The organism is Rhizobium aouanii, assembly GCF_037002925.1.
Classification (GTDB): domain Bacteria; phylum Pseudomonadota; class Alphaproteobacteria; order Rhizobiales; family Rhizobiaceae; genus Rhizobium; species Rhizobium aouanii.
Genome location: NZ_JBAMYD010000005.1, coordinates 309,835 through 329,347 on the forward strand (window position 1 = coordinate 309,835; position 19,513 = coordinate 329,347).

15 protein-coding genes and 4 pseudogenes are annotated in these 19,513 nt (G+C 61.4%); 6 read left to right on the forward strand and 13 right to left on the reverse strand.

Translation table 11 applies throughout. The features are described from left to right. Positions 1-18: 18 nt before the first annotated feature. The 3 genes and pseudogenes from V8P77_RS11555 to V8P77_RS11565 form a co-directional block, all read right to left on the reverse strand. A complete protein-coding gene (locus V8P77_RS11555) occupies positions 19-1,398 on the reverse strand; it encodes a sensor histidine kinase (RefSeq protein WP_335912761.1) in 1,380 nt (459 codons plus the stop codon). Then, on the reverse strand, positions 1,395-2,069 hold the full coding sequence (locus tag V8P77_RS11560; RefSeq protein ID WP_011655266.1) for a response regulator transcription factor: 675 nt from the start codon (positions 2,067-2,069) through the stop codon (positions 1,395-1,397). Before V8P77_RS11560 ends, V8P77_RS11555 begins: the two co-directional genes overlap by 4 nt. Before the next feature lie 238 nt (positions 2,070-2,307). Then, positions 2,308-2,910: pseudogene (locus V8P77_RS11565) on the reverse strand (haloalkane dehalogenase); the annotation flags it as partial. 2 nt (positions 2,911-2,912) lie between these two features. On the opposite strand from V8P77_RS11565, the pseudogene V8P77_RS11570 reads away from it, so the two are divergent. Beyond that, positions 2,913-3,854 (forward strand): annotated as a pseudogene (locus tag V8P77_RS11570) (flavin monoamine oxidase family protein); the annotation flags it as partial. A gap of 46 nt (positions 3,855-3,900) precedes the next feature. On the opposite strand, the gene V8P77_RS11575 reads toward V8P77_RS11570, so the two are convergent. The 7 genes and pseudogenes from V8P77_RS11575 to V8P77_RS11605 form a co-directional block, all read right to left on the reverse strand. Next, positions 3,901-4,095: a hypothetical protein gene (locus V8P77_RS11575; protein WP_335912763.1), complete on the reverse strand. Its 195-nt coding sequence runs from the start codon at positions 4,093-4,095 to the stop codon at positions 3,901-3,903. 404 nt (positions 4,096-4,499) lie between these two features. Next, positions 4,500-4,619, reverse strand: a pseudogene (locus V8P77_RS11580) (XdhC family protein); the annotation flags it as partial. Between the two features lie 83 nt (positions 4,620-4,702). After that, entirely contained in the window at positions 4,703-5,599 is an 897-nt protein-coding gene (locus V8P77_RS11585; RefSeq protein WP_335912765.1) for a dihydrodipicolinate synthase family protein, read from the reverse strand. Positions 5,600-5,620: 21 nt separating this feature from the next. Continuing rightward, positions 5,621-7,240 carry an ABC transporter ATP-binding protein gene (locus tag V8P77_RS11590; protein ID WP_335912766.1) on the reverse strand — a complete coding sequence of 540 codons (1,620 nt, stop codon included), beginning with the start codon at positions 7,238-7,240 and terminating at the stop codon, positions 5,621-5,623. After that, complete coding sequence (locus V8P77_RS11595; RefSeq protein WP_373694579.1) at positions 7,233-8,162, reverse strand: ABC transporter permease; 930 nt, start codon at positions 8,160-8,162, stop codon at positions 7,233-7,235. Before V8P77_RS11595 ends, V8P77_RS11590 begins: the two co-directional genes overlap by 8 nt. A 14-nt stretch (positions 8,163-8,176) precedes the next feature. Continuing rightward, positions 8,177-9,091, reverse strand: coding sequence for an ABC transporter permease (locus V8P77_RS11600; RefSeq protein WP_335912906.1), 915 nt, complete (start codon positions 9,089-9,091; stop codon positions 8,177-8,179). A 98-nt stretch (positions 9,092-9,189) separates the two neighbouring features. Further along, positions 9,190-10,707 carry an ABC transporter substrate-binding protein gene (locus tag V8P77_RS11605; RefSeq protein WP_335912770.1) on the reverse strand — a complete coding sequence of 506 codons (1,518 nt, stop codon included), beginning with the start codon at positions 10,705-10,707 and terminating at the stop codon, positions 9,190-9,192. Positions 10,708-11,053: 346 nt separating this feature from the next. Here V8P77_RS11605 and V8P77_RS11610 point away from each other — a divergent pair, with 346 nt between their 5' ends. The 3 genes from V8P77_RS11610 to V8P77_RS11620 are packed head-to-tail and all read left to right on the forward strand — an operon-like array spanning position 11,054 to position 14,324. After that, on the forward strand, positions 11,054-12,244 hold the full coding sequence (locus tag V8P77_RS11610) for a sialidase family protein (RefSeq protein WP_335912772.1): 1,191 nt from the start codon (positions 11,054-11,056) through the stop codon (positions 12,242-12,244). Between the two features lie 2 nt (positions 12,245-12,246). Next, positions 12,247-13,206, forward strand: coding sequence for a 4-hydroxythreonine-4-phosphate dehydrogenase PdxA (pdxA, locus tag V8P77_RS11615; protein ID WP_335912774.1), 960 nt, complete (start codon positions 12,247-12,249; stop codon positions 13,204-13,206). Then, positions 13,203-14,324, forward strand: a complete 1,122-nt coding sequence (locus tag V8P77_RS11620) for an iron-containing alcohol dehydrogenase (protein WP_335912776.1) — start codon at positions 13,203-13,205, stop codon at positions 14,322-14,324. The genes pdxA and V8P77_RS11620 overlap by 4 nt, the downstream gene beginning before the upstream one ends. A 186-nt stretch (positions 14,325-14,510) precedes the next feature. On the opposite strand, the gene V8P77_RS11625 is transcribed toward V8P77_RS11620, so the two are convergent. Both V8P77_RS11625 and V8P77_RS11630 read right to left on the reverse strand, forming a co-directional pair. Then, positions 14,511-15,215 carry a FadR/GntR family transcriptional regulator gene (locus tag V8P77_RS11625; RefSeq protein WP_335912778.1) on the reverse strand — a complete coding sequence of 235 codons (705 nt, stop codon included), beginning with the start codon at positions 15,213-15,215 and terminating at the stop codon, positions 14,511-14,513. Between the two features lie 3 nt (positions 15,216-15,218). Further along, entirely contained in the window at positions 15,219-16,247 is a 1,029-nt protein-coding gene (locus V8P77_RS11630; protein ID WP_335912780.1) for a four-carbon acid sugar kinase family protein, read from the reverse strand. Positions 16,248-16,347: 100 nt separating this feature from the next. On the opposite strand from V8P77_RS11630, the pseudogene V8P77_RS11635 reads away from it, so the two are divergent. Then, positions 16,348-16,747: pseudogene (locus V8P77_RS11635) on the forward strand (SOS response-associated peptidase family protein); the annotation flags it as partial. Between the two features lie 404 nt (positions 16,748-17,151). On the opposite strand, the gene V8P77_RS11640 reads toward V8P77_RS11635, so the two are convergent. Further along, positions 17,152-18,228, reverse strand: a complete 1,077-nt coding sequence (locus V8P77_RS11640; protein WP_335912782.1) for a class I SAM-dependent methyltransferase — start codon at positions 18,226-18,228, stop codon at positions 17,152-17,154. Positions 18,229-18,411: 183 nt separating this feature from the next. Here V8P77_RS11640 and V8P77_RS11645 point away from each other — a divergent pair, with 183 nt between their 5' ends. Next, positions 18,412-19,476, forward strand: a complete 1,065-nt coding sequence (locus V8P77_RS11645; RefSeq protein ID WP_335912784.1) for a GlxA family transcriptional regulator — start codon at positions 18,412-18,414, stop codon at positions 19,474-19,476. Positions 19,477-19,513 lie beyond the last annotated feature (37 nt).

Here is a 19,513-nt window from a genome sequence, read left to right on the forward strand (position 1 = left end):
ACGCTGCGGCACTTTGAATTATGCAGTCGCCAGATGCGGCGGCGTGTCAGCGCCTGCCGCTTTGTCCGGCGGGAAGCTCAGCCGGCAGACCGTGCCGGGATTGCGGTTGTCGATCGTCACCTCGCCGCCGTGCATGCGCAGGATGTCGCGAACGAGATTGAGGCCGAGACCGGCGCCGCGTCCGTCGTGATGGCGCTTGAAGAAAGGCTCGAATATCCGATCGCGCATATCGGCGGGGATACCCGGTCCCTCGTCTCTGACTTCGATCCAGTTGCAGCCTGATGTCAGCGAGATGGTGCCTTTCCTCCCGCCGTGGTTGATCGCGTTCTGCAGGATGTTCATCAGGGCGCGCTGCAGCGCCAGAGGATCGCCCTCGATCTCGCCGGCGCCGTCGACATCGAACTGTACCGTGTAGCCGGCAGCAAAGGCCAGCGGCGCCATCTCGATGATGACCTTCCTCGCCAACTGGCCGAGATCGACATTGGTGAACTGGACCTTGCCCTGTTTCAGCCGCTGAAGATCGAGCATCTGCTCAGTGAGAACGGCAAGCCTGGCGGCATCTTCCAAGAGGTCGGTCTTGGTCGAACTGTGCGGCAGGGATCCGATCCTCGTATTCAGAATGGCGATCGGCGTGCGCAGCTCATGGGCGGCATCGGTCAGAAACCGTTCCTGCCGCTCGTAACCCTCGTCGAGACGTCCGAGCGCGCGGTTGACGGCGTGCACCAGCGGCGCGATCTCTTCGGGAATATCGTGTTCCGACAGCCGGCCGCCACGCTGGTCGATATCGATCGTATCGGCCTGGAGCGCGGCCTGATCGATCCCGACCAGCGATCGTCGCACGACGAGCGGCGTCGCGATCAACGCACCCAACGCCATCACCGCGACGATCGGAACAACAATCTTCGCAAGGACCAGCGAAAGCTTGAGCAGGATGAAGGTGGACGAGATGGGGCCGTCGGTGCCCGTCAGAAACTGCACCTGTCCCCAATCCGTCGCAATCCACTTCATCCGGGCAGCCGGACGGTCGTGGTCGCCGAGATTCACGCCGAACTCGGCCTCGCCGACATGATCGAGCGTGTTGCCGATTGCGGCATATTCTTCCGGAATCCGGCCCTCGGTCAAAACATGTCCCTGCATGTCGCGTATGGTGTACCAGAGATCGGGCGCCTCCTTCCGCAGCTGTCGCAGATCCTCGGTCTCCCTCACGCTCAACTCTCCGGTGGGCTGGCGGAAGACGGCCTGGCGCAGGATCTCGATCGTGCCCTCCGTCGATCTGAATTCGGATATCTTGCCAACCGAAATCAGCACGATCATCACCAGGATGAGCACGACCGATTGCACGGCAAGAAGCCGCCAGAACAGGCGCTTGCGCAGCGAATAGGAGCATCGTTTGCTCATGATGCTTCACGCAGGAGATAACCCACGCCCCGGATAACGTTGATGACCACGCCTGCCTGCGATGCTGCGAGCTTGCGCCGCAACCGCGATATATGGGAATCGAGCGCGTTCGACTGGATCTCGTCGTCGAAGCCGAAGACTGCTTCCATCAAGGCCGGTCGCGGCACCATGCGACCGGCACGGCGCATGAGGCATTCGAGCACCAGCGCCTCCCGGCGCGGCATTTCCAGACGCAGGCCGGAGACGATGATGTCGCAATAGGTCGGATCGAACGAAAGCCGGCCGATCGAGATCAGCGCCGGACGCAAGGTTTCGGAGCGGCGCATCACGGCACGTAGCCGCGCCAGAAGTTCGTCAAAGACGAAGGGTTTGGCAAGGTAATCGTCGGCGCCGGTCTCAAGGCCGGTGATCCTGTCTGGAACCTCTCCCTTGGCGGTGATGACGATGATTGGCAGCGTCAGCCCCTTCTTGCGGATCTTCGGAATGAGTTCGAGGCCATCGCCGTCGGGCAGTTGTCGATCCAGAAGCACGGCGTCGTAGGCGCCGTCGCCGATCACCAGCTCGGCGTCGCATAGGGTCGAAACGTGATCCATAACCATGTCGTGCCTGGTCAGGGCGCCTCGGAGCGCCACGGCCATTTGAGGTTCATCCTCGATCAGTAATATGCGCATCTCACATTCCTATCGGAGACCTATCGGGGGCCGTCGGTCCATAGGTGGAAACCATATCACCCTCGAACAAGTCTGCGATGCCTGCCGTTCGTCGAATGCAAGATTGCCGCCCCGTGGCGGAGGATCATCTGGTCGTCACGTACGGCGCTGCTCGGTCGTCGATCGAAACGGTGGCATTGGACCTTCACGGTGGCTGATTAATCCCACCTATGAACCGGCTCAACATTGCAACAGTCTGTCATGTCGCCGGTGCCGCCGAGCCAGCGCGCGCCGCGATCTTCCGGTGCGCTGCTCTCAGCCGCCGGCGATCGATCCAGCTTTTGATTTCGGCGGCAATCGCCTCGGGCTGGTCCTCGGGGGCGATATGGCGTGCCCGCCCGCAACCCCTGATCTCCAGGCCGGAGATGTTGTCGCGGCACCACGAAATCATCTCGCTGCCGATCAACAGCGTTTCGGAGGGCCCGTCGAAGGTCAGCAGCAGCTTGGGAACCTCAAGACTGGCGGAAAGCCAGCGGTCATAGGCCTCGATCCTGGCGACCACATCGGCCGGCTCGCCGTTGATCGGCATGGCGCGCGGCCATTCCAGCAGCGGGCGCCGGCTGTTACGGTCCGGATAGGGTGCACGGTAGACATCCCAGTCGGCATCGCCGAGCCCTTTCAGCACGGTCGCGCGCAAGGGCTGTTCGATGAAGAAATTTTCGTCGAGGACCTTGGCCTCGCCGGTTCCGGCGCCCCGCAACAGTTCATAACGCGCCTTTCCGCCGCCTGGCAGATCCTCCCAGCTCATCGGCCGCAGAATGGTTTCCATGAAGGCGATGCCGCGCACCCGCTCGGCGTGGCGGTGACGCGGAGGCGCGCGCCGCAAGGCAGGCGATCGGCGCCTATTTCGAGCGACTTGAGAGCCACGCGGGGAATGATGCGGCCATGGCCGATATGCTCGAGCCCGGCAATCCCTGGAACGGCCAGATCCGGGCGGTCGGCACCTATATCACCGGCGCCGAACTGGAGCGGTCGTCGGTCGTCGATTACAACAGATACGATCCCGGCCCCGGCCCTGACTGGCGGGTGCGCGAGGGCTATGGAACGCTGGTCTCGCTTTGCGGCAAGCCGGTTCGGGCAAGGCGCTGCACCGAGGTCACGCGCATTGACCATCGTCATGCCGGCCGTATCGGCATCGAGACGAACCAGGGTGTGCTCAGTGCCCGCGCGGTGCTGTTGACGGTTTCGACCAATGTGCTTGCCGCCGGCAAGATCGCCTTCGACCCGCCTTTGCCTGACAAGATCGAGGCAGCGGCCCGTTTGCCGCTCGGGCTCGCAGACAAGCTCTTCCTGAGGCTCGCAAATCAGCAGGCCCTGTCGGCGGACACGCATATGCTCGGCTCTACCCGTCGCGGCGCGACCGGCACCTATCAGCTCCGGCCGTTCGGCGCGCCCGTCGTCGAGGCCTATTTTGCCGGCGACCTCGCGCATGATCTGGAGAGGCAAGGCAGAGAGGCTGCCTTCTCCTTCGCTGGCGATGAACTGGCGGCACATTTCGGTGCCGACATCCGCAAGGAGCTGTCGGTCGCCGCGATGTCGGCCTGGGCCGCAGCGCCCCATATCGGCGGCTCCTATTCCTACGCCGAACCCAGCGCCTCCGATCAACGCGGCCGTCTCGCCGCGCCGCATGACGAGCGGATCTTCTTTGCCGGCGAAGCCTGTTCGACGTCGCGTTATTCGACGGGGCACGGCGCTTACGAGACCGGCGCCGCTGCAGCCGATCGGATCGCCGGCTCGTTTTCGTAAAGCTGGTGACCGTCGTCGGCTGCGACGGCAGGCAGGAATTTTTTTCTCACTTGGTCGCGCGGACGGGATTGGTTATGCCCCTCTCGCCCCCTACGGCAAGGGCGGCATCAACCAGCGCCACCGCAAGATCGAGGGTGGGCGGTAATTCATGGACTGGGACGGTGGTCGAGCCGCCGGTCCGGTTCGGCTCGGCGTAAGACATGGCAACGATTGACGTCGCGCTGATCGCTTGACCTGTCATGCCCTACCCAAGTTCGGACGCAATCGGTGTCAAAAGCCTCATTGGCAACAGCTCCGCCGCGATATTCCTTTGTCCGTGGATAGGGTTCGCGAACATCAACTGAGCCGAAGATCCGGCCCGACCGTGGAGCCATGACGACGACCCGGTTGGGACAGATAGACGCTCTCAGTGGTGTTGTGGTCACCATGACGATCGTGCAGCCGGTCTCGCTCCAGATGCGGAGAAGACCATCGTTCAATCGAGACCGGGTAATCTCGTACGAGGGCGCCGACGGCTGCATTCGGGCTTGGCGGATGTTTCATGCCCAGAGGAGGGGATGATCCGTTGTCGCCTCTCCTTTCCGGTGTCGTTGCCAACCGCAACTTGAAAGCCGCCGTAAATAAAAGCAAAAGTTGCTCTAGCCCATAGCCGGAAGCCTCGGCCAATCGTGCGATGGCCTGCGCTTCAAGCGTCCGTCCGGAAAGGACGATACGAGTGCGGGGACGGTAGACGCTCACGAAATCACCCTCGGTCCAGCACGTCCGCAGCTGCGCGTGGGATCAGGGCACTAATAAGAAGGGGCCTCATTTACATTCGGCGGTCTAGCGGCATTGATGCAAGAACGATATTATCCACGTTGACCCAATAGGAGATCATACTTCTTCAGGATTTCAACAATCTTCTTGTCCTGTTCGGTATCGGCAAGCAACGCCGGCTGGCGGCTGGCGCCGACAGAGGAATCCTGCAGGTAGAGCGCGCGCTTGACCATGGCCGGCGGGAAACCGTGGGCGTAGAGGTCTGTGCGGAAGGCGGTGTAGATTTCCTGCTGACGTTCGGCTTCTGCGATATCGCCCGAGTTGAAGCCACCGACGATGGCGGCCAAGACGTCCGGCATGGCGTTCCCGAGACCGGAAATGCAGCCGGCAGCACCATTCTGCAGCGACCACAGGACCAGGTGGTCGGGACCGGAATAGACTTCGAAACCTTCGACTTCCTTGGAGACCTGAAGATAGGCAGCCAAGGTTTCCTGCGCGCCGCCGGAATCCTTGATGCCGGCGATGTTGCCGTGGGTGGCCAGCTTGCGGGCAGTTTCCGGCTCGATGTGATTCTGGGTGCGGGCCGGGATGTCGTAAAGATAGACCGGTGTGTTGACAGCGTCTGCCACCGTCGAGAAGTGGCGGATCAAGCCGTCCTGCGCGCAGGCGATGAAGAAGGGCGTAATGACGGCGATGCCGGTGACGCCGATGCGGTCGAATTCTTTCGCTAGCTGCAGGGTTTCGAACGTGGCGGGCATACCGGCATTGACGATGACATCGACTTTACCGCCGACTTCATCGACCACTTCCTCCAGCAGCTTGACCTTTTCGCCGTGGGTGAGTGCGGAAAAGTCACCATTGGTGCCGGCGCACATGATGTTGTTGCCGGCCGCGACCTGCCGGCGCACTTGGGCGCGGGTGGCTTCGTAGTTGATGGTCTCGTCGTCGTTGAAGCATGTCACTATTGCGACGAAGGCTTTCTTGGTCATCATTCTACCCCGGTATCAATATCAGGAAACGCTTGCGAGGCGGGCGTTGCGGTTTGCGGCCTGCACGTCCGGGTCGGGATCGAGGCTGGCGGCGAGAAGCGCCTGCGTATAGGGCTTTTGCGGGTTGTCGAAGACTTGCGCGACGGTGCCAAGCTCGACGACCTCGCCCTTCTGCATGACCATCACGTAATCGGCGAAATCGCGCACCAGCGGCAAGTCGTGAGCAATGAAGATGAAGGCGATGCCCATCTCCTTGCGCAGCTTGTCGAGAAGCGTGATCACCTGCGCCTGTACCGACACGTCGAGCGCTGACACGGCCTCGTCGCAGACGATCAACTGCGGTTCGAGCGCTAGTGCGCGAGCGATGGCGATACGCTGGCGTTGGCCGCCGGAGAACTGGTGCGGGTAACGCCCCACGTGCTCCGGAGAGAGGCCGACCTGACCGAGCAGTTCGCCAACGCGTTCGCGCCATTTGGCCTTGGGTAGGATTTCCGGGTGGATGACCCAGGCCTCGGAAATCAGCTGATAGACCGTCATGCGCGGGTTGAGCGACTGGGTGGGGTCCTGAAACACCATCTGCAGGTCGCGGCGCAGCTTGAATAAGTCACCCGGCGACATGGTGAAGAGGTCTTTTCCCTTCCAATGCGCGGTGCCGCCATCCGGCTCCTCCAGGCGCAAAAGGATGCGGGCAAGCGTCGATTTTCCCGAGCCACTTTCGCCGACGACGGCGACGGTTTCACCCTGCTTGAGGTCGAAGGAAACGCCCTTAAGCGCCTCGAAGTCGCCGTAAGACTTGCGGGCGTCCTTGACGCTGAGGATCGGTTCGCTTTGTGCTTCCGGCTCGTGCATTTCGCCCTTCCCGGGGGCGGCGGCGATCAGCTTTTTCGTATAGGCGTGCTGCGGGTTGCGGTAGACGTCGCGCACCGTGCCGCTTTCGACCAACTGGCCCTTTTCCATGACGACGACGCGATCTGCGACTTCCGAGACAACGCCGAGATCGTGGGTGATGATGAGAACGCCCATTCCTGTTTCGCGCTGCAATTCCTTCAGAAGCGCTAGCACTTCCGCCTGCACGGTTACATCGAGTGCGGTGGTCGGCTCGTCTGCAATCAGCAGGTCGGGTTTCAGCGCAAGCGCCATAGCGATCATGACGCGTTGGCGCTGACCGCCGGAAAACTCGTGCGGGTATTTGTCGAGCGCCCGTTCGGGGTCCGGCAGCGCAACGCGCTTGAAAAGGCGCAACGCTTCGGCCTGTGCCTGCTTAGTGCTGATGCCGTGGGTCTTCAGCGCCTCGCGCATCTGCCAGCCGACGGTATAGACCGGGTTGAGGTGGCTGAGCGGGTCCTGAAAGATCATTGCAATGCGGCGGCCGTTCACCTCGCGGCGGGCTTCGGCGGACATTTTCAACAGATCTTTGCCGTCGAGAAGAATCTCGCCGGATGTGATCTTGCCCGGCGGCATGTCGATCAGGTTCATGATCGCCGATGACGATACCGATTTGCCCGAACCGCTCTCGCCGAGGATGGCAAGCGTTTCGCCACGGTCGAGATAGTAGGAGATGTTGCGCACGGCGTGAACGGTGCCGGTGACGGTGTGGAAGTCGACGGAGAGGTTACGGACTTCGAGAAGATGATCAGCCACTTTTCGGTCCTTTCATTTCCAGGCGCCAGCGCTGGACGGGGTCGAGCGCAATACGCAGCCAGTTGGACAGAAGGTTGAGCGAGAGCGTAGTAAGAATGATCGCCAGACCGGGCCAGAAGGACAGCCACCAGGCATTGGTGAGGTATTGGCGGCCCTGGGAGATCATCAAGCCCCAGGTAATTTCCGGCGGCTGGATGCCGATGCCGAGGAAGGAAAGCGCGCTTTCCGCCAGCATGACATAGGCGAAATCAAGCGTGGCAAGCGTCGTCAGCGTCGGGAAGACGACGGGCAGGATGTGGCGGAAGAGAATGCGCTTGGACGATGCGCCCATGACACGGGCGGCCTGCACGAACATGCGGCTCTTGATTTCCAGAACCTCGGCTCGGGTGGTGCGCAGATAGACCGGAATACGGGTGATCGAAAGGACCAGCATCAGGTTGAGGATGGACGAGCCGAGAATATAGAGCACGATCACGGCGACCAGTAGCGACGGGAAGGACATGATGACGTCGGCAAGACGCATGATGATCTGACTGGTTCGCTCGGACGCGAAGCCAGCGATCAGGCCGAGCAGCGTGCCCACGACAGACGAGATCAGCACGGCCCCGGCAGCGACCATGATGGTGTTCTGAGTAGCGACGATGATGCGTGGCCAGAGCGGGCGGCCCAGCGCATCGGCGCCGAGCCACATGAACCATTCGCGGCTGAAATCGAATGGGGCGAGGTTACGGCCGCGCAGGTTCTGCTTGGTGGCGAGATCATGGAGAATGGTTGGGCCGATGATCGCCATGACAATGACGAAGATAAGGAAGATGGCGGCGCAGAGCGCGAACTTGTCCGCCCATAGCATGCGCGCCATGCGTACGAAGGCGCTTGGCTCGGCGGCGACGGTGTTGTCGGTCGTGTGAGATGGGATGGCCATGGTCATGTCGACCCTCAGTAGCGGATGCGCGGATCGAGCAGAGCGTAGGCAAGATCGATCACGAGGTTCATGAGGAAGATGGCGAAAGCTGTGACGAGGATCGCCGCCAGCACGACGTTGAAGTCACGCTGCAGGATGCTGTCGATCATCAATTTGCCGACGCCGGGGAAACCAAAGATGGTCTCGATGACGACTGCGCCGTTCAAGAGGCTGGCGGCCTGGTCGCCGATGACGGTGATGACCGGCAGCATGGCGTTGCGCAGTGCGTGGACAAAGATGATCGGCCCGGATTTGACGCCCTTGGCGCGGGCCGTCTTCACGTAAGCGGAAGAGAGTGCCGAGATCATTGAGCCGCGCACCACCTGAACGATGATGCCGAAGGGGCGTACGAACAGCACACAGATCGGCAGGATCCAATGCGACAGCGTACCTGTGCCGGATGTCGGCAGCCAGGACAACTGGATGGCAAAGACCACGATCGCGACGATGGCGAGCCAGAAATCAGGGACGGAAGCGCCGATCAGCGACACTATCGAGGAAAACCGGTCGAAGAAACCGCCGGTGCGGAAGGCGGCAAGCGAGCCGACGACGATAGCCGCAACCGTGACCAGGGTCATGGTGATGATGGCAAGCCACAGCGTCCAGGTGAAGGCTTCGAGAACGACATCAAGCGCCGGGCGGGCTTTGCGCAGACTTTCGCCGAGGTCGCCGGTCACCACATTGCCGACATACTGGCCGAATTGCACGAGAAGCGGCTGGTCGAGGCCGTGCAATGCACGGAACTCGGCCTTCATTTCGGCGGATGCTTCGACGGGGAGGAACAGGGAAGCCGGGTCGCCTGTCAGGCGCGACAGGAAGAAGACCATGACCAGCAGGCCGACGAGCGAGATGAGGCTGGCGAAGGCGCGCTTGCGAATGAAAGTGAGCATGGTGACCTCGATCTTGCTGGAATGGACGGCGACAGGACCGCCGCCCATTTCGCTTCGATTCGGGCGATTAGGGTCGCCCTTCAGATTATGGTCCGGGGTTAGTTCTTGATGCCAATCTCGGAGAGCTGCAGCATCGAGTTCGTGGCGATGCTGGGCTTGAAGTCCAGACGTTCGGACACGCGGGAATAACCGACCATGTGGAAGAGCAAGACATCGGCGACGAGATCGTCGTGGACATAGGCGATCAATTCCGACCACAGCTTTGCACGTTCATCACCGGTGGCGGCCGAAGCGCGGGCGATGAGATCATCGACCTTCGGATCGGAGTAACCCGACTGGGTGCCCTTCGAGTGGTACTTGAAGAACATGGTGAAGGACGGGTCACCCTTGGAATTGTCGTGCATGGCGGCAACGATCTGCGGACCACGACCTTCCTTGAACGGCTTCGAGTAATAGACCTCATGCTCGGCCACCTCGACGAAGCGCAGGTCGATCTTGAAGCCGACGTCCTGCAACTGTGTCTGGATGGCTTCCATGATTTCCGTCACGTTCGGGAAGTTTGCCGTGCGGGCGACAACGGTGATCGGGGTATCGACCGCGACGCCGTCAGCCTTTGCTTCTTCAAGCAGTTTCTTGGCCTGATCCGGTTCGTACGGGAAGACCTTTACGTCCGGGTTCCAGCCGAGCGTCGTCGGCGGCACCAGAGCCGTTGCCAGGACCGCGTCCTGTGGCACGAGCGTGCCGATGAAGGCCTGACGGTCGATGGCGAGGTTCAGCGCCTTGCGGACACGGACATCATTGAGCGGCGCGATGTTGCCATCGATGCGCAGATACACCGTTTCGCTGTCGAGATAGGAGAAGTCGGTCTTGTCGTTGGTGGCTTCGACCTGCGAGATCGACGGAGCGAGATCGGCTTCACCGGCCTGAACCATGGCGGCGCGGACGGCCGGATCGGCACGGAAGAGATAGGTGGCCTTGGTGACGGCGGGCTTCTTGCCCCAATAGTCGTCGCGCGCGTCGAGAACGATCTGCTGGCCCGGCGTCCAGTTGGACAGCTTGTAGGGGCCGGTGCCGACCGGCTCGCGGACGAACTCCAGTGGCGTGCCTTCCGGAACGATGGTGACGAGCGACAGCAACAGCGGCAGGATCGGCTGAACCGGCTCGACCTTGAAATCGATGGTGCTGTCGTCGACGACCTTCACGTCGAACTTCATGCCGCCGAAATAACGGCGGGATTCGCAGACGTTCTTGTCGCTGAAAATGCGATCGAAGCTGTATTTGACATCTTTGGCGCCAAAGGCCTTGCCGTCGGAGAATTTTACGCCCTGACGCAGATGGAAACGCCAGGCGCCGTCGCCGGTCTGTTGCCACTTTTCAGCGAGGCGGGGCATGACGCCCTGTTTACCGCGCACATCGAGCTCGGTCAGCGTTTCACTGACATTCTCCATAATGACGCGGCCGATATTGGAGCGCGTCGCCATGCAGGGCTCGAGCAAGTCGGCTTCTTCCGGCAAGACGATCTTGATTTCGCTTGACGCGGCCTGTGCCGGAGCAACGCCTGTGCCGAGTGCGAGGACAGAGCCCAGAATGGCTCCAAATAGGTGCGAGGCTTTCATGTTATTCTCCTCCCTTGGGTGCGGATCGCACCGCTTGCTGTTCATCTCGCAATGGCCTTTCGGCTGTGCGGTATAAAGGTATTCCTCCTTGGAGCCCTGTGCGTCGTCGATGCCTCCATCCTTTTCGTCGCCGCGAGCGGGCTGGCGCAGACCATCGGATTTCTGGGTAAGTTTGTCAAATTAAATATTCGGAACTATCATTTTGTATAAAATTATGCTCCATAAAACTACCTGATTTCAAATACATGCGCCGACGATCGAGGCCAGCAATGGCAAATCTATGATTTTTTCAAACTTGACAACTTTGTCATTTGGGTGATTTTCATGGTGTTAAGAGGAGACCCCGATGACGCCTGAACAGATTGCAACCGTCATGACCGGCACGGTGAAAGCCGCCGGAAACGGACGACACGAGGCCATTCTGGCCTCGCCGATGATCCAGAACCACGCGTCCTTCCTGCACCTTGCCGCGGATGGCTCGCTGATCTGCGCTTGGTTCGGCGGCACATTGGAAGGAAAGTCGGATATCTCGATCTTTGCTTCAGTTCTGGCGGCAGGGTCAGATAAATGGGGTGAGCCGCAGCGGCTGAGTTTCGATCCTGACCATTCGGAGCAAAACCCGGTTCTGTTTACGGCGCCCGGTGGCGGCCTGTTTTTGTTCCACACCTCGCAGCCTTCCGGCAATCAGGACGAATGCCGTATCCGCATGGCCGAGGTAAAGCGCGATGCCTCCGACCAGACAAAGCTGACAGCGATCGAAGGGCGTTACCTCGACCTTCCGCGGGGCTGTTTCGTTCGCGCACCACTGACGGTTCGCGACGATGGCGCTTGGCTTCTGCCGATCTTTCGCTGCATCCAGCGGCCGGGCCAGAAGTGGAACGGCAGCCATGACCGCGCCGCCGTCGGCATTTCCGAAGATGGCGGCAAGACCTGGCGTCTGGAAGATCTTGAGCAGTCGACCGGCTGCGTACACATGAGTCCGGTGTCCATTGGCGAAGGAAAATTTGCCGCCGTCTTCCGTCGCAGGCAGGCCGATTTCGTCTATCGCACCGAGAGCGCCGATGGCGGGCGTACGTGGTCTGTGCCGCAGGCGACCGACGTGCCCAACAACAATTCATCGATCGCCGCGATCCGGTTGAAAGATGGCCGTATCGCAATGATCTGCAACCCGATCAATGCGCACATGTCCGCAGATCGCCGCGCCTCGCTTTACGACGAGCTGGGCGAGGATGACGACCGGCCGGATGCTAACCCGGATGGCGGCTGCGTGCCGATCTGGGGCGTACCGCGCGCACCGGTCAGCGTCTGCATTTCCGATGACGGGGCAAAGAGTTTTTCGCCACGAATCATCATTGAGGAAGGTCCGGGCACCTGCCTGTCGAACAATTCGATCGACGGTCACAACAAGGAAATGTCCTATCCGTGGCTGCTCGAGGGAACCGACGGCAGTCTTCACATCGCCTATACTTATTACAGGCGCGCCATCAAATACGTTCGTCTGGCGCCAGGCTGGGCCAGTGCAGTAGCCGGAGAATAATCATGAGCAATATCATCGGCATCACCATGGGTGACCCATGCGGCGTCGGACCAGAAATCACGGTGCGGGCGCTGGCCGAAATGGGCGGCGCGGACCGTGCCGCCACTCGCATCTATGGCAACCTGCCGACGCTGGAAGCGGCCCGCAAGGCGCTGAACGTCGATATCGATCTTGCGCCCTACGTCGCTGATCTGCCGATCGAAGGTGCACCGCTGCCATGGGGCCAGTTGTCGCCGGTCGCCGGTGATGCGGCTTTCCGTTTCATCGAAAAGGCGGTCCGCGATGCCGAAGCTGGGGTGATCGGCTGCATCGTCACCGCGCCGATCAACAAGGAAGCGCTAAACCTGGCCGGCCATCATTACGACGGCCATACCGGCATGCTGCGCAGCCTCACGAAATCGGCAGCCGCCTATATGCTGCTGGCGTCCGAAAAGCTGAAGGTCATCCACGTTTCCACCCACGTCTCGCTGCAGGAGGCGATCCGCCGCGCGACCAAGGAGCGGGTGCTGGCGACCATCAGAGCCGGCAATGACCACCTAAAGCGCACCGGTTACGAGCGCCCGCGCATCGCGGTTGCCGGCATCAATCCGCATTGCGGCGAGAACGGCTTGTTCGGCACCGAGGATGACGACCAGATCGCGCCGGCCGTGGCCGCGGCCCGAGCCGAAGGCATCGATGCTTATGGTCCGATCTCGGCCGACACGGTGTTCCACCGCGCCTATTCCGGCGGCTTTGATCTCGTTGTCGCGCAATATCACGACCAGGGCCATATCCCGATCAAGCTCGTCGCCTTCGATACGGCCGTTAACGTCTCCGTCGACCTGGCGATCGACCGCACCTCCGTCGATCATGGCACCGCCTTCGACATCGCCGGCAAGGGCATTGCCAACCACGGTAACATGTTGTCGGCCATCGCCTACGCCCGCAAGCTGGTTGCAGGCGGCAAAGGAGAGCAGGCATGAGCAGCGTTCCCGTCATCATCCTGCATCAGCCGAAACGGCTTATCGTCGGCGCCGGAACGATCGGCGAGGTCTGCACCTGGGCCGGAGAGGTTTCCTCGACGCTGGTGATTGCCACGCCGATCACCGCGGGCTTCGTCGACCGGCTGAAACTGCCGGGCAAGGTCGCCGTGTTCGATGCCATTCCCGGCGAGCCGGAGATTGCAACGCTCGACGCTGCGCTGGCAGCGGCCCGTGCGGCAAAGCCGGATCTGGTGGTCGGTCTCGGTGGCGGTTCCGTCATGGACGTTGCCAAGCTGCTCGCTGCCCTTTGGGACAGCGCGCAGACGCTGGCCGATGTCGCCGGCTCCAACAAGGTAGCAGGACGCAGCACGCGTCTGGCGCAGATCGCCACCACGGCCGGCACCGGTTCGGAAGCGGGCATCCGTTCGCTAATCACCGACCCGATCAAGGGCGCCAAGATTGCGGTCGAAAGCCCACATCTGATCGCAGATCTTGCCGTGCTCGACCCGGAACTCACCTATTCGGTGCCGCCGGCCGTGACCGCTGCAACCGGCGTGGATGCCATGGCCCATTGCGTCGAGGCATTTACCAGCAAGCGCGCGCATTCGATGATCGACGGCTTTGCCCGCATGGGCTTTCACCTCGTCGGCAAATATCTCGCCCGCGCTGTGAGGGATGGATCCGACCACGAAGCCCGCGAGGGGCTGATGCTGGCGTCCTATTACGGGGGCATCTGCCTCGGGCCGGTGAATACGGCGGCGGGCCACGCCATCGCCTATCCGCTCGGCACGCTATTGCACCTGCCACACGGGCTCGCCAATGCGATCGTGTTTCCGCACGTGCTCGCCTTCAACGAGCCAGTGGCGCAGGAAAAGACCGCAGAGGTGGCGCAGGCGCTGGGCCTCGGTCACGGTCTTTCGCAGGCGAACCTGCGCGCAGAGGCCCTTGGTTTCTGTGCCGATCTCGGCATCGAGATGTCACTGGCGAAACACGGCGCGACGGAAGCCGACCTGCCGCGCTTTGCCGCGGATGCGCATGCTATCCGCCGCCTGATGGACAACAACCCGGCCGATATGAGCGTAGATGACGTTCTGGGAATATATCGGGCCAGCTTCTGAGCCCAAGCCTTGAGGGTGAAGGCGGTGCAGCGAAGCGCCGCCTTTTTTGGGGGTGGATCGTAGGGAGGGCTATTCTGGGCGAATCGTCGAGGCCCAATTGAGGCAAGCGGTGACCGCCCCCTTGTGGTGGGGCCGAAGGGCGACGACAGCCAGAGGGGGACATGCCTACAGCCCTGGACAACTGCCCTACTGATGTGACGGCTGGAACAGCCTTTCGCGCGAGCCCTTCAGATGCTCCAGCATCAAGCGTCGCGCTTCGTCCTCGTCGCGGTTGGCGATGGCTGTCGCAATCGCTTCATGTTCGGCGAACACGCGAGACAGGCCGGATGCTTCTCGTTTGATCGAGGCGCCGTGGAACTTCATGCCGACAGCAATGTGGTCCTTCAGCGCTTCCATGGCAGTGGAGAAATAGTTGTTCTGCGCGGCGCGGGCGATGGCGAGATGGAACTGGAAGTCGGCGTCCTCACGATGCGATTGGCGGTTCGTGGCATCGCGCAGCAGTTCCAGCGCCTGACGGATCGCTTTCAGACTGTCGGCATCGTGGCGGATTGCGGCGGCTGCGGCGGCTGTCGGTTCCATCGTCAGGCGGAACTCGTAACAGTTGAGAAGGTCGGCGACATTTTCCAACTGGCCGAAACCGAGCGGATTTCGCAGGCCGACCGAGCGGACGAAGCTGCCGGCACCGCGGCGCGAATAGATCAGGCTCTGGTCCCGCAGGCGTTTCAGCGCTTCGCGGATGACCGGGCGAGAAACCTCGAATTCTGCTGCAAGATCATGTTCCGTCGGCAGGCGCTCGTCGGGCTTGTAGGCACCAGACTTGATGGCGCGCAGCATGCGTTCGAACACGATATCGGCGAGCCCCCTTCGGGCGGTTCCAGTTTCCAGTCCCATATCTCAACCCGCCTTCCGCAGCGCCATTTCTGCAATGTTCTTCAATGTGTCCGGCTGACCAAATCCGCCGGATTTGGCAATGATGCAACGTCCATTCGCGGACGCTACACCGAGACCAGGAAAGCATTCGCCATGCAGCCGCATTCGCGACAGCCCAAGCCGGCGCAGCACTGCTTCGGCCGTTGCTCCTCCAGACAAAAGAAGTGTACCGTCATTGCGGGCAAGGTATTCTAGCACGCCATCGGCCAACGCATCAGCCACGGCTTTCGGACTCACGCCTTCTGAGCCTGGCGTCGCCTGAGCGAGCGTTAATTCGGCATCGGTTGCCGGGGATCCGTTGAAGATACCGTTCGGGGCTGGGAAATATTGTAAGGTCAAGCTCATGCGCAAGTGCTCGACCTGCGCAAGCGTGATCGGATCCCGCGAGCCGATCACAAAGATAATCCGGCCGGCCGGGATGGTTGCCGCTTGCACCTCGGCCATCGCCGTCATTCGGCACGCGAGTGCTTCAGCAAGGCCACGGGCGCCAACCAATAGGTCTGTGCCGTCGGTTTCAGCAATCTGGAGAACGGCCTCCATGTCAGCGGACGAACGGGTATCCGGTGCGCTGGCACGACCGGCATGCGCCCCAAGCCTGTCGGCAATGTCGATCGGCGTGGCGACACCGAAACCTGTAACTCTGCCGGCTTCGACGAAACGATCAAATTGAGGAATGGCCGGTGCAACAACGGCCCGAGAATAAGGTATTGCGTCAAGTTCGGCGGCGATATTGCCCTTGAGCCGCGAGTCGACTTTCTTGAACAACCGCGTTCCCGCCGGCAACAGAGCGACGACGGCAGCAGTAGCCGCCCGCGCTTCGTCCGGACTAATCTCGCGAGTATCAAGGTTAATTGAAAGGACGTCGGGCGCGCTCTTCACGATGTCAGCGATAGCTTCCTGATGAAGAGCAACTTCCGTGTAGAGACCCCGGCCGGCAAACGGCGCTGCCGAGTCTAACGCACCGGTCAGATCGTCTGCGAGGATCGCTAGCATTCACTTTGTCCCACACCATGTTGTAATCTTTATACATACGGCTGGCGCTTAAATGTCAACGCCTTCGGCATCGAGAATTACATATCATCGTCGGTCCCATCGTGAGAGAGACTGGCCGGGGCCGAGCAAGCGGCCTGTCTACAATTTTCGGTCGGAGGGCCGGGAGTTCAACCCCAATCATTGCCTGATCATCGCGGATGGTTTTTACGAGTTCACCGATCCGAACGACCCGAAAAAGAAGCGCAAGGACAAGTGGCTCTTCACGAAGAAGGACGAGCCGATCTTCTGCATCGCCGGCATCTGGCGCGAAACGTCGGAAATGGGCCAGGCCTTCACCATGCTGACGATGGAGCCGGGCGCAGACATCGCCCCATATCACGATCGGCAGATCGTCATACTGGAGCGTAGTGCATGGGCCGCCTGGCTCGACCGGCTGTCTCGGCAAGTCGCTAATCAAGCCGCTTCCGGAAGGGACGCTGTCGGTAGAGCAGGTTGGATAATGGCTTACCGCACATAAGAGAGGGCCGTGGCTACCGTTGATTGACGCAACAGCCTCTGATCGTCTTTTAGCGTTTCGTTCGCAACCCTCACGAACTCGGCAAGCTCCTCTCCATAGCGAACCGGCTCTTCCAAAATGGGCTGTGACCGCTGTCCAGAAAGAGTGATAGTCGACTATTTGGGTGAATGGCCTTGATCCTCTCCGACATCATAACCCGAACCAGCCGGTCATGAGCGCCATGCGAAGAGTGACTGAGTACCGGGCTGCGGCCGATATCGCCCCGGCGCCATTCATTCTCTATCTCGACGACCTCTGGCCGGGTTCGGCGGCAATGCAGGCTCCGTCCAAACATCGGAGGCCTGCATTGGTCGTGCCAAGCCCGGCGCCCTCAGTCGCCGGTCTCTGTCAGAGGCGGGCTTCGAGGATCAGGTTGAACGGCGTCTGCATCGCCTTGCGAAAGCGGGTGAAGCCCGCCTTGCGGAAGATGTCCTTGAGCCTTGCCTCGCCGGCCTGGGCACCCAGCACGGTGTGACCTCCATCAGAAATCGCATGGGCGCAGCAAATCGTCGTCGAAGCGGCATAGTAGAGCCGGCCGACAGGCGAGATATTGTCCTCTACCCTGTCGTTGGCGAAGGGCTCGACCAGCATTACGCTGCCGTCCTTGGCAAGGGCGTTGGCTGCATGCGTGGCGGCTGCCAGCGGATTACCCATGTCGTGCAGGCAGTCGAAGAAGCAGATGAGGTCATAGCCCTTCCCCGGATAGTTCTCCGCCCGGGCGGTCGAAAAAATCGCGCGATCAAAAACGCCCGCCTCGCTCGCCACTTTGCGTGCTTCGTCGACCGACTTCTCGTGCGTGTCGAAGCCGTGGAATTTCGACTTTGGGAATGCCTCGGCCATCAGCACCGTCGAATGGCCGTGGCCGCAACCGACATCGGCCACCAGTGCGCCTGCCTTCAGCTTCTCCACCACGCCATCGAGCGCCGGTAGCCATTCCGGCACGAGGCTGGCGCGGTAGGCGTTGCGGTAGAAGGAAGCGACGCCGCAAAAGAGTCGGCCATCATGGTCACCCCAAGGAATGCCGGCGCCGGTGCGGAAGGCCTCGACCGCCTTTTCCTCGTCGGCCCACATGGAAGCGGGCGTTGCCCAGGCATTCGGGATGAAGACGGGGCTGTCCTCGTTCGCCAGCACGAAAGCCTGTTCCGGCGTCAGCTCATAGGTGCCGCTGACGGCATGATAAGTGACATAGGCACCGGCCACCTGTGAATTCAGCCATTCGCGCACATATCGTTCGCTGCAGCCGGCGCGGCTGGCGATTTCACGAGATGTGAGCGGCCCGCGGTCGGCCATGGCCTTATAGAGACCGAGGCGATGGCCGAGGCTGACCATGACCCCGCCATAGCCGGCGGAAAGATCGCTAACGACGCGACTGACCAGCGTCTCGAGCTTTGCACTGTCGATGGTCTTGGTCTGCATGGTATCCATGATGTTTCTCCCTGGTTGGAAACCTCCGTTTGAGGTGAGGGGAGGATCGCAGGCGACGAGGGTGAGCGGCAGAGCGGTGCAGGCCATGATCGGGCCATTTACGCCACGCAAAGCCGGAAGTTGTCGCGTTCGACGTGGCCCCCGCTGCGCTCCGGGGTTATTATTGCTGCCAGAGGGGAACTGATGATGACGAGAACGCAGCAGGAGGCGGAGCGGGCGCCGGGGCCGCAGCCGCTCCATGTCAGCCTGGTGGCGCTGCCGGAGGCGGCACTATCGACGTTGAGCGGTATCTTTGATGTAATGAACGCCTTTTCCATCGTACCTCCGGACGGCGGCATTGCGAAGACACCACCTTTCCACGTCGAGATCGTCGGCGAACGGGCCGGCCCGCTGACGCTCGCCAGCAACGTGCCGATTGTGGTGCAGCGGCCGGTCGCCGAAATCGAGCGGACCGACATCGTCATCGTGCCGTCGGTCGTGCTCGGGCCGGAAGGCTGGGTGAAGCGCCGCCATCCTGCGTTGGTGGAATGGTGCCGGAGGATGCACGCGAAAGGGGCGCTGATCTGCTCAGCCTGTTCGGGAATCTTCCTGCTTGCCGAGACCGGGCTGTTCGATGGCGCCGATGCCACCGTCCATTTCGGCTATGCCCAGACGTTCCGCGACGCCTACCCGCAGGTCCCGATCCATCCGGAACAGGTGCTGGTGGTCGCTGGCCAACGCGACGAGTTGATTACATCAGGCGCCTCGATGACATGGCACGATCTCGTGCTCTACCTGATCGCCCGCCATGCAGGGGCGACGGCGGCGCAGACCGTGGCCCGCTATTTTGCGCTGCAATGGCACCAGGACGGGCTGGCTCCCTACATGGTCTTCGAGGGGCGGCGCGACCACCGCGACCAGGCGATCCAAACTACACAGGACTGGCTTGCCGCCCATTATTCCGTCGCCAATCCGTTGGAGGAGATGGTCAAGCGGGCGGGGCTGACGGAACGGACCTTCAAGCGACGGTTCACCCAGGCGACCGGCATGAGCCCGATCGCCTATGTTCAACGGCTGCGGATCGAGGAGGCGAAGCGGCGGCTAGAGCGAACTGAGGCTTCCGTCGACGAGATAAGTTGGCAGGTAGGGTACGAGGAGTCCGCCTTCTTTCGACGTTTGTTTAGGAGGATAACCGGCTTGGCTCCGGGGAACTATCGCCGCCGGTTTCAGGTGCCGACCTATGCTAGGCGGCCTTCTAGTAGCAAATAGAATTCTGGCCGCGCTCGCTCTCAGCTGTTCCCATCTG